The organism is Streptomyces sp. NPDC005262 (genome assembly GCF_042872425.1).
Taxonomy (GTDB): Bacteria; Actinomycetota; Actinomycetes; order Streptomycetales; family Streptomycetaceae; genus Streptomyces.
Genome location: NZ_JBIAKK010000005.1, coordinates 429,875 through 439,370, shown reverse-complemented (window position 1 = coordinate 439,370; position 9,496 = coordinate 429,875). Strand labels below are relative to the sequence as shown.

The following is a 9,496-nucleotide window of genomic DNA, read 5'->3' as shown; positions in this document are numbered from 1 at the left end:
GTACTCACCCTCTCGGGCTTTCCTCCGGGCTTTTCCCTTCGGTCTTGCGTTTCCGACTCTATCAGACTCTTTCGTGTCCGATTCCCGGTCGAAGCAGGTTCCGCTTTCCAGTTCTTCGCTTTCGCGTTTCCCTTTCCGGCGAGTCCGACTCTATCAGATCCTTTCGGGCCTGATTCCCAGTCAGCGGGGTTTGTCTTCCCGGCTGTTGGGCCGTTCCGACGTCCAAACTCTAGCGGATTTTCCCGGCGGCTCATAATCGAGCCTTCGAAATGAATTCCGGCATGCCGAAATCGTCCCGAGTGGGAGATCGTGCAGAGTTTTGGTTGCCGCATTCGCGGCGGGATCGGCTGTCGCAGAACCGTTCCGGCTCCGTGACAACTCGGAGAACTTTACGGATCGACGCGGGGTGTGTCAACCCCGCCAGGTCAAGCCGTTTTCCCCCTCGCCCGGCGTGGGTCAGTCCAGGTCGGTCAGGCGGCCGCCGGCGTCCGGCTGGGCTTGTTCCACCCGGCGCAGGAGGCGGATCAACATCTCACCGAGGGCTCCGCGTTCGTCGCCCGAGAGGTCCTGGAGCAGCTCTTCCTCGAAGGCGGACGCCATGCGCATCGCCTCCAGCCACTTCGTACGGCCTTCGTCGGTCAGCTCGACGATGACGCGCACCCGGTTGTTCTCGTCCCTGTCCCGGGTGACCAGTCCCTCGCCTGCCATGCGGTCGATGCGGTGGGTCATCGCGGCCGGGGTGAGACCGAGGCGCTTGGCCAGCTCGCCCGGGCCCAGACGGTAGGGGGAGCCCGCCACGACGAGGGTCTTGAGGACCTCCCACTCGGCGTTGCTGATTCCGAGGTCGGCCAGCTGGCGTCCGTAGCCGACGTTCATCCGGCGGTTGAGTCGGCCGAGGGCCGAGACGACCTGCTCGACCTGGGGGTCCAGGTCCCGGAACTCGCGCTGATAAGCCGCGATCTGCTCGTCGAGGCTCGGCTCCTGGAGGCCGGAGGGCTCGGTGGTGTCAGACATGGCGGGCAGTATGGCACGCCATCATTGGCGTCGAAGTCCTTCGGTCTGTATTGTTGAACCTCTAACTTTACTGTTAAAGTCTTCGGACGTCAGTCCTTCGTGAGCTTGAGGTAGGTGAGTGTGACCAGGGAAATGGGCGCAGCGCTGCGGCGGATCCAGCTGGGGAGCGCGCTGAGCGCGTTCGGTGTGGGGTTCACCGTTCCGTATCTGTACGTCTATGTGGCGCAGGTGCGGGATCTGGGTGCCGGTACGGCGGGAGTCGTGCTGGCGGTCTTCGCCATGGCTGCGCTGGCTGTCCTGCCGTTCACCGGACGGGCCATCGACCGGCGCGGTCCGATGCCGGTACTGATCGTCTCCGCCGTGGTGGCGTCCGTGGGAGCTGCGGCCCTCGGGCTTTCGTCGAATGTGACGACCACCGTGCTGTCGGCGGCCGTCCTCGGCGCGGGCACGGCCGTCATGTCGCCGGCGCTCGCCACGATGCTCGTCTGGTGCTCCAGCACGGCCACCCGTACACGCGCCTTCGCCATGCAGTTCTTTCTGCAGAACCTCGGGCTCGGCATCGGTGGGCTGGTCGGCGGACAGATCGTCGACACGAACCGGCCGGAGACCTTCACGCTGCTGTTCCTGATCGAGGCGGCGATGTTCATCGTGCTCGGCGTCGTCGCCGTGACGGTGCGGATGCCTCGTACTCCTGTCATCGCGGACTCCCGGCCCACCGATGGGTCCACCGCGAAGGGCGGGCTGCGGGCGCTGCTGTCGCACCGGGCCATGGTCCAGCTGTGTGTGCTGGGCTTTGTGCTGTTCTTCGCCTGCTACGGGCAGTTCGAGTCCGGTCTCGCGGCGTACGGCACCGAGGCTGCCGGGATCGAGCCTTCGACGCTGGGTATCGCCCTTGCAGCCAACACCGCTGTCATCGTCGTGGCCCAGTTCGTCGTGCTGCGGCTGGTCGAGCGGCGCAAGCGCAGCCGGGTCATCGCCTCGGTCGGCCTGATCTGGGCGTTCGCCTGGATCGTGGCGGGGTACGCGGGGCTCGGGCACGGCAGCCAGACCATGGCGACGGCCGCGATGATCTCGACGTACGCGCTGTTCGGACTCGGTGAGTCGATGCTCTCGCCGACGGTGGCGCCGCTGGTCGCCGATCTTGCCCCGGAGTCGATGGTCGGTCAGTACAACTCGGCGTTCGCCCTGGTCAAGCAGCTTGCGCTGGCGGTCGGTCCGGCCGTGGGCGGGCCGATGGGGGCTTCGCTGCACGGGCCGTACATCGTGACGTTCGTGCTGTTCTCCCTGGGCATCACCGTGCTCGCCCTGCGGCTGGGCCGCCGGCTCACCCCCGTACAGGACCAGCCTTCGCTCGCGGCGCTGCCGTCGCGGGTGGTGGCCGTGTCACGGCCGGAGGCCGGGATGGTGGCCGAGCGGGTGTCCGAGCCCGCTGCTGCTCTGTGACGTCGCCCGCCGGCGCTCACTGAGGCAGCGCGAACTCGCACCAGACCGCTTTGCCGCCGCCCGGTGTGCGGCGACTGCCCCAGGACGAGGCGATCGTCGCGACGATGGAGATACCGCGGCCCGACTCGTCCGCCGGTTCGGCGCGACGGCGGCGCGGAAGGTGGTCGTCGCCGTCGGTCACCTCGATGATCAGGCGGCGGTCGGTGCGGCGCAGTCCCAGGCGCATCGGCGGGATGCCGTGCTGGAGGGAGTTCGCCACCAGTTCGCTGGCGGCCAGGACGCCCAGATCGCACAGCTCGACCGGGAAGCGCCACGACGTGAGGACGCCGGTCGCGAAGGCGCGGGCGCGCGGGGCCGCTTCGATGCCGCCGAGCAGATCGAGCGAGGCGTTGTGGAACAGCTCCGCGTTCGTCCCCGTGCGGGCGGGGTGCTGGACCACCAGCACCGCCACGTCGTCGTCGTGTTCGGCCGTGACTCCGAGGGAGCGCATCAGACGGTCGCAGACCACCTGCGGGGACCCCTTGGCACCGGAAAGGGCACGCTCCAGGGCGGCGACCCCCTCGTCGATGTCCTCACTGCGGCGTTCGACGAGACCGTCCGTATAGAGGACGGCGGTGGAGCCGGGCGGCAGCGCGATCGTGCCGGAGGTGTGGATCCAGCCACCGGTGCCGAGGGGCGGTCCGGTCGGGTCCTCGGCACGGTGGACCGTGCCGTCCTGATCGCGCACGAGGATCGGGAGGTGGCCGGCGGAGGCGTAGACGAGCCGGCCCTCGTTCGGATCGTGGACCGCGTAGGCGCAGGTGGCGATCTGGCTGGCGTCGATCTCCGAGGCGAGACCGTCGAGCAGCTGAAGCACCTCGTGCGGCGGAAGGTCGAGACGGGCGTAGGCGCGCACCGCCGTGCGGAGCTGGCCCATCACCGCGGCGGCGCGCACCCCGCGGCCCATCACATCTCCGATGACGAGGGCGGTGCGGCCCGCGCCGAGGGTGATGACGTCGTACCAGTCGCCGCCGACCGCCGCGTCCGTGCCGCCCGGCTGGTACGTGGCCGCGATCCGCAGGTCGTCGGGCTGCTCCAGCTCCTGCGGGAGCAGGGAGCGCTGGAGGGTGACGGCCGTTTCGCGGTGGCGGCGTTCGCTGGTGCGCAGGCGCTCGGCCGCTTCGGCGTGGTCGGTGACATCGGCGGCGTACAGAAGGACACCGCCGCCTTCGCTCCCCTTGTCCCTGCCGTTCTTGTTCGTGCTCCTGCCGTTCGCGGGGAGGCCGGCGGGCGTGGCGACGGGGGTGCAGGTCACGGTGTACGAGTTGCCGCTGCGGACCTTGCGGGACTTGACCGTGCGGGGGGTGCCGCTGCGCAGGACCTGGTCCATGAGGGGCAGCAGGCTCAGCTCGTCGAGCTCGGGCATCGCCTCGGCGGCGGTGGCGCCCGTGGGTCTGGGACCGAAGGCGGCCGCGTAGGCGTCGTTGACGTAGGCGATGCGGTGGTCGGGTCCGTGCACGAGGGCGACGAGGGCGGGCAGCCGGCCGAGGATCTCGCGGGCGGAGAGATCCTCCAGCAGGGTGGGGCCGGAGAGTTGGTCGGCGGGTCGGCCGGCGCTCTCCTGAGAGATCTCTGCGGATGCCCCGGGGGAGGCCTTGGGGGTGTCGCCGTCCGCTGGGCCGGACCCGGGCTCGGGCCTGGCGTACTCGGCGCGGGCCGCGGGCACGGAACTGCGGTCGTCCCGGGCCGCGGCGCGGCGCGTTCCTGGTAGGCGGGCGCTCCAACGCGTGAAGTTCACGGAATTTCTGGCCTCGTGTGTCGGTCTGGTCCGCTCGGGCGGGCTGCTTCCTCTTCCGGTTCTGCTACCGGTTCTCTCTCGCCGGGGTCGGGGGCACCGGGGGCCGGACCCCCGGCGAGGCGCAGCCGGGCCTCGTCGTACTGGTCACTGTTGGTCACTGCCGGCCGGGTCACTCTGTGCAGGTGTGAGCCCACCTATGGTCACACGTCCAGTGTGACCGACCGTACTGACAGTCAGGCATCCTTCTTCGGCGGGCCGTCGCCGTCGGTACGTCTTCCCCCTGCGGCGAGTTCGAACTCGGCGCGCGGGTGTTCCAGTGAGCCGAGGGAGACGATCTCGCGTTTGAAGAGTCCGGCGAGAGTCCACTCGGCGAGGACACGGGCCTTCCGGTTGAACGTCGGCACCCGGCTGAGGTGGTACGTACGGTGCATCAGCCAGGCCGGATAGCCCTTGAGCTTGCGCCCGTAGACATGGGCGACGCCCTTGTGGAGGCCGAGCGAGGCGACGGAGCCCGCGTAGCTGTGCCGGTACTCCTTGAGCGGTTCGCCGCTGATCGCCGCGAGGATGTTCTCGGCGAGGACCTTGGCCTGACGAACCGCGTGCTGTGCGTTGGGAGCGGTCTCCTTGCCCGGTTCTTCCGCGGTCAGATCGGGAACAGCCGCGGCGTCCCCGGCGGCCCAGGCGTGTTCGGCGCCTTCGACGGTGAGCTGCGCCGTGCACCTGAGCCTGCCGCGTTCGTCCATCGGCAGGTCGGTGGCGGCAAGGATCGGGGCCGGCTTGACGCCCGCCGTCCACACGAGCGTGCGGGTCGGGAAGCGGGAGCCGTCACTGAGGACGGCGACCCGGTCCTCGCAGGAGTCCAGCCGGGTGTCGAGGCGTACGTCGATGTTGCGGCCGCGCAGTTCCCTGATGGCGTACGTGCCCATCGCGGCACCGACTTCGGGAAGGATCCGGTCGGAGGCCTCCACGAGGATCCATTTCAGGTCCTCGGCCTTGATGTTGTGGTAGTAGCGGGCGGTGTAGCGGGCCATGTCCTCGAGCTCGGCGAGCGCCTCGACGCCCGCGTAACCGCCGCCGACGAAGACGAAGGTCAGGGCGGCGTCGCGGATGGCGGGGTCGCGGGTGGCGGAGGCGATGTCCATCTGCTCGATGACGTGGTTCCGCAGGCCGATGGCCTCCTCGATGGTCTTGAAGCCGATGCCGTGGTCGGCGAGGCCGGGGACCGGGAGGGTGCGCGAGACGGAGCCGGGCGCGATGACGATCTCGTCGTACGGGATCTCCACGGCGCCTGTGCCGTCCTCACCGCTGGCGAGGGTGGTGACGGTCGCGGTGCGCTTGGCGTGGTCGATCTGCTGTGCCTCGCCGATGACGATGGTGCAGTGCGCAAGGACGCGACGGAGCGGCACGACGACATGGCGCGGCGAGATCGAGCCGGCTGCGGCTTCGGGCAGGAACGGCTGATACGTCATATAGGGCTCGGGCGTGACGACGACGATCTCGGTCTCGCCGGACTTGAGTCTCTGCTTCAGCTTCCGCTGGAGACGCAGCGCTGTGTACATCCCGACGTAGCCGCCACCGATGACGAGAATGCGCTCACCCGGCGGCGGGCCGGGGGGTGTCCCCCGGGAATCTGAAGCCATCACCTCCCCATGACGCAACGTGCTCCGATATTTGTCCACAGCCCCGGCAAATTGTGTGACCGGAGGTTTTCCGGGGACCGGTGTCGTTGATCCGTCCGGGTGTACGGAAGGCGTGCAGGTCAGACGTTGCAGCGGGGGTGTCGGAGCGGGGTGGAAACGGGAACCAACCGGTCCTTGCTCCGATCGGGGGGCGCTCCGTGCGGAACTACCCCCTTCTGAATTGACCCGGGCTCAACTATGTTCGTATGTCGTCGGGGTGTCGGGTTGGGATGATGATCCACTCCCCGGCTGACACGGCGGGAGTCTCCGGGGGGAGACGTCATAACCGGGGGAAAAGTTATGCACATTCAGGAATCGCGTTGGCAGACTGCTGCTGCCTCGTCCGAGGGAAACGGACGAATCGGCACAGTGGGGACAGTCGGCTCGGTGGGTTCCGCCGGAGCGGGAAGTGCGGTGGGAACCACGGTCGGGTCCGGCGGCGGCGTCCGCTCGGCGCCGCTGCGCGTGGACGCACAGCGCAATCTCGAGCATGTGCTGCGGGCCGCCCGCGAGGTGTTCGGCGAGCTGGGGTACGGGGCCCCGATGGAGGACGTGGCACGCCGCGCCCGGGTCGGGGTCGGCACGGTGTACCGGCGGTTCCCGAGCAAGGACGTGCTGGTGCACCGGATAGCCGAGGAGGAGACCGCCCGGCTGACCGACCAGGCGCGGACCGCACTGGGGCAGGAGGACGAGCCGTGGTCGGCGCTCTCGCGTTTCCTGCGCACGTCCGTGGCCTCGGGCGCGGGGCGTCTGCTGCCGCCGCAGGTGTTGCGGGTCGGCGTCGACGTGGACGACTCGACGGTCGTCGGGGAGCAGGCAGCTGTACGGGACGCGGGCGCGGCCCCGGGCCAGGGCTCCGGTCCCGGCTCGGTCCGGGATGAGGCTCGGGTGCCTCACCAGCGGCAGGGAATGGCGCAGGCCGACCTCCGGGGCGTCGACGGGCGGTCCGCCGACGACGACGGACTCGCGGACGACGACACAGGTGCGGCCGAGCTGCTGGAGGTCGTGGGCCGGCTGGTCGACCGGGCACGGGCGGCGGGTGAACTGCGCCGCGATGTGACGGTGGCGGACGTGCTGCTCGTCATCGCCACGGCGGCACCCTCGCTGCCGGACGCGGCTCAGCAGGCCGCTGCTTCGGCCCGGCTGCTGGACATCCTGCTGGAGGGGCTGCGCTCACGCCCGGCGTGAGCGGACTGTCCGGGCTGCTCGGGTGGGGCCGTCGGCTCCGTGCAGGCTCCAGCGGGCCGGGTGCGTGCTCCGGCGCGATCCGCGTATCCGCCGGGCGGGCTGGTGTGCGCGTGGAGTCTTCGGCTCTGCGAGAGCGCCGCTTCGGGCGGGTGAGGGTGGTGTGGGGAGTCGCTGCGGCCCGTGTGTGCGGGGGCGCTCTCGACAACTCACCCGCCTCTCGGACGCATTGTTCCTTCCCTGTTCGAGTGGCTGTTAGTGCTCGCTTTCGGTAAACGCCCCGGATGAGTGGTTGCGGGAACTGAACGACCGTCGTCATCGCGCCATGTGACACTCTTGCCCGGTGTTCGGGTCCGAAGGCGCATACGGGGGCTTCCGCGATGAGCGGTGACGGGCAGCAGGAAGAGCCGTTCGACGGCATCTCGACCGTGGGCGGTGGCGCGGAGGCCGGCGGGACGCCCGCCCGGCAGGTACCGAGTCAGGCCGGCCCCGGACGGTCGGGCCACGACGCCGAAGGCGGCAATGTGCTGCCCGGCCCCTGGCCACCCGCGCCAGTCGGCAGCGGGCCGGTGGAGCCGGACGCCGGGATCGGAGCCGAAGGCGCCGTACCGATGCAGCGATCAGGTGGCCGTGGTTCCGGCACCGCCGCACTCGCCCGCTCCGACGCTCAGTTGATCCTGCAGATGCGGAACGGCGACGATCTCGCGTACGAGGAGCTGTTCCGGCGCCACTCGGGCAGTGTGCGTCGTTACGCGCGGAGCTGCTGCCGGGACGCCCACACCGCCGACGACCTGACCGCCGAGGTCTTCGCCCGCACCCTGCAGGCGGTTCGGGGCGGCAAGGGGCCCGAGGAAGCCGTACGCGCATATCTGATGACGGCTGTCCGGCATATCGCGGCCGCCTGGACAAAGACGGCGAAGCGGGAGCAACTGGTCGACGACTTCGCGGTGTTCGCCGCACAGGCGGCGGGCTTCTCCGAGGTGTCGGACGCGGACACGCTGGATCTCGGCGCCGATGTCCTGGCGATGCACGAGGCCGAGCAGTCCATGGCCATGAAGGCGTTCCGCAGTCTGCCGGAGCGCTGGCAGGCGGTGCTGTGGCACACCACCGTCGAGGAGGAGTCGCCGAGCGAGATCGCGCCGCTGTTCGGGCTCACCGCCAATGCCACGGCGGTACTGGCCAGCCGGGCCCGCGAAGGGCTGAAGCAGGCATATCTGCAGGCGCATGTGAGCCAGTCGCTCACTTCCGGCGGCGACTGTGCCCGCTATGCGGACCGGCTCGGCGCGTATGCCCGGGGCGGGCTGCGGATCCGGGCCGAGCGCGGGCTGCGCAAGCATCTGGACGAGTGCGCGAAGTGCCGGGTCGCCGTGGGCGAACTGGCACATGTCAACGCCGGGATTCCGGCACTGCTTCCGGTCGCGGTCATCGGCTGGTTCGCCACCGGGTACGCGCTCAAGGCCGCCGGGATCGTGGCGGGTGGCGCCGCGGGTGCGGCGGGTGCGGGTGCCGCCGCGGCGATGACGGGCGGGAGTTCGTCCGGTGGCTCGGCCGGTGGCGCGGTGGCCTCGGAAGGCCTGGGTGCGCCGGTCAAGGCCGGGATCGCGGCAGCCGTGGCCGTCGCGGCCGCGGCCGGTCTGGTGTGGGCGCTGGTCGGTGACCCGTCGCCGAAACCGGCGGCCGGGCCCGTGGCCAGGCCTCCGGTGGTGGCGCCCGCGGTGCCGTCGCCCGCACCGTCGAAACCGGCACCCACGCCCGAGCCGCCGAGCGCTCCCGCACCGCCGGCCACTGCGCCGACTCCGTCCCCGAGACCGCCGACGGCTGCATCCACGCCTCCCCCCACACCTACGCCGAAGCCCACACCCAAGCCGAAGCCGCCGGTCCCCGCACCGCCGGAGCCCGAGCCGTCCGCGACGGCCACCCCTGCCCCGCCGCCGCCCCCGCCGCCAACCGTCTACCAGGTCAGCCGGTTGCGCTACTCCGTCCTCGGCGACCACGCCGAGCCTGAGGTGGTGACGAATGAGAGCAGCTGGGTCTGGCGGCGCTCCGGTATGTCCACCGGCGGTACGCGGTACGCGCACGGGGTCACCGTGCAGAGCAGCTCCCGGGTCACCATCGAGCTGAACCGGCCGTGCAGCCGCTACGAGGCGATGGTCGGCGTCGACGATCTGACCCTGGGGCTCGGCTCGGTGCGCTTCTCCGTGTTCGACGGCGCCGGGGCACGGCTGTGGCGGTCCCCGGTGATGCACGGCAACCATCCGCCCGTGCCGGTGAGCCTCGGTATCGCGGGACAGCAGCGGATCCGGCTCGTCGTCGAACCGCACACGCCGTTCGACGGGGTGGCGCTGGCCGACTGGGCGGAGTCGAGGATCAGCTGCGGCTGAGGCGCGGCCGGTTCGGG

At 70.4% G+C, this 9,496-nt stretch carries 6 protein-coding genes; 3 read left to right on the top strand and 3 right to left on the bottom strand.

The genetic code is table 11. The annotated features are described in order from the left end of the window. Positions 1-456: 456 nt before the first annotated feature. On the bottom strand, positions 457-1,014 hold the full coding sequence (locus ACFYP5_RS17185) for a MarR family winged helix-turn-helix transcriptional regulator (protein ID WP_389036151.1): 558 nt from the start codon (positions 1,012-1,014) through the stop codon (positions 457-459). A 132-nt stretch (positions 1,015-1,146) separates the two neighbouring features. On the opposite strand from ACFYP5_RS17185, the gene ACFYP5_RS17180 reads away from it, so the two are divergent. Beyond that, complete coding sequence (locus ACFYP5_RS17180) at positions 1,147-2,457, top strand: MFS transporter (protein WP_389036207.1); 1,311 nt, start codon at positions 1,147-1,149, stop codon at positions 2,455-2,457. A 16-nt stretch (positions 2,458-2,473) separates the two neighbouring features. On the opposite strand, the gene ACFYP5_RS17175 is transcribed toward ACFYP5_RS17180, so the two are convergent. After that, the gene (locus ACFYP5_RS17175; protein ID WP_389036147.1) at positions 2,474-4,234 is read right to left on the bottom strand and encodes a SpoIIE family protein phosphatase; all 1,761 of its coding nucleotides are present in this window, start codon (positions 4,232-4,234) and stop codon (positions 2,474-2,476) included. A gap of 233 nt (positions 4,235-4,467) precedes the next feature. Further along, the gene (locus ACFYP5_RS17170; protein ID WP_389036144.1) at positions 4,468-5,874 is read right to left on the bottom strand and encodes an NAD(P)/FAD-dependent oxidoreductase; all 1,407 of its coding nucleotides are present in this window, start codon (positions 5,872-5,874) and stop codon (positions 4,468-4,470) included. A 339-nt stretch (positions 5,875-6,213) separates the two neighbouring features. Here ACFYP5_RS17170 and ACFYP5_RS17165 point away from each other — a divergent pair, with 339 nt between their 5' ends. Both ACFYP5_RS17165 and ACFYP5_RS17160 read left to right on the top strand, forming a co-directional pair. Then, entirely contained in the window at positions 6,214-7,101 is an 888-nt protein-coding gene (locus ACFYP5_RS17165; RefSeq protein ID WP_389036141.1) for a TetR/AcrR family transcriptional regulator, read from the top strand. Positions 7,102-7,478: 377 nt separating this feature from the next. Next, a complete protein-coding gene (locus ACFYP5_RS17160) occupies positions 7,479-9,479 on the top strand; it encodes a sigma-70 family RNA polymerase sigma factor (protein ID WP_389036138.1) in 2,001 nt (666 codons plus the stop codon). The last annotated feature ends 17 nt before the right edge of the window (positions 9,480-9,496 follow it).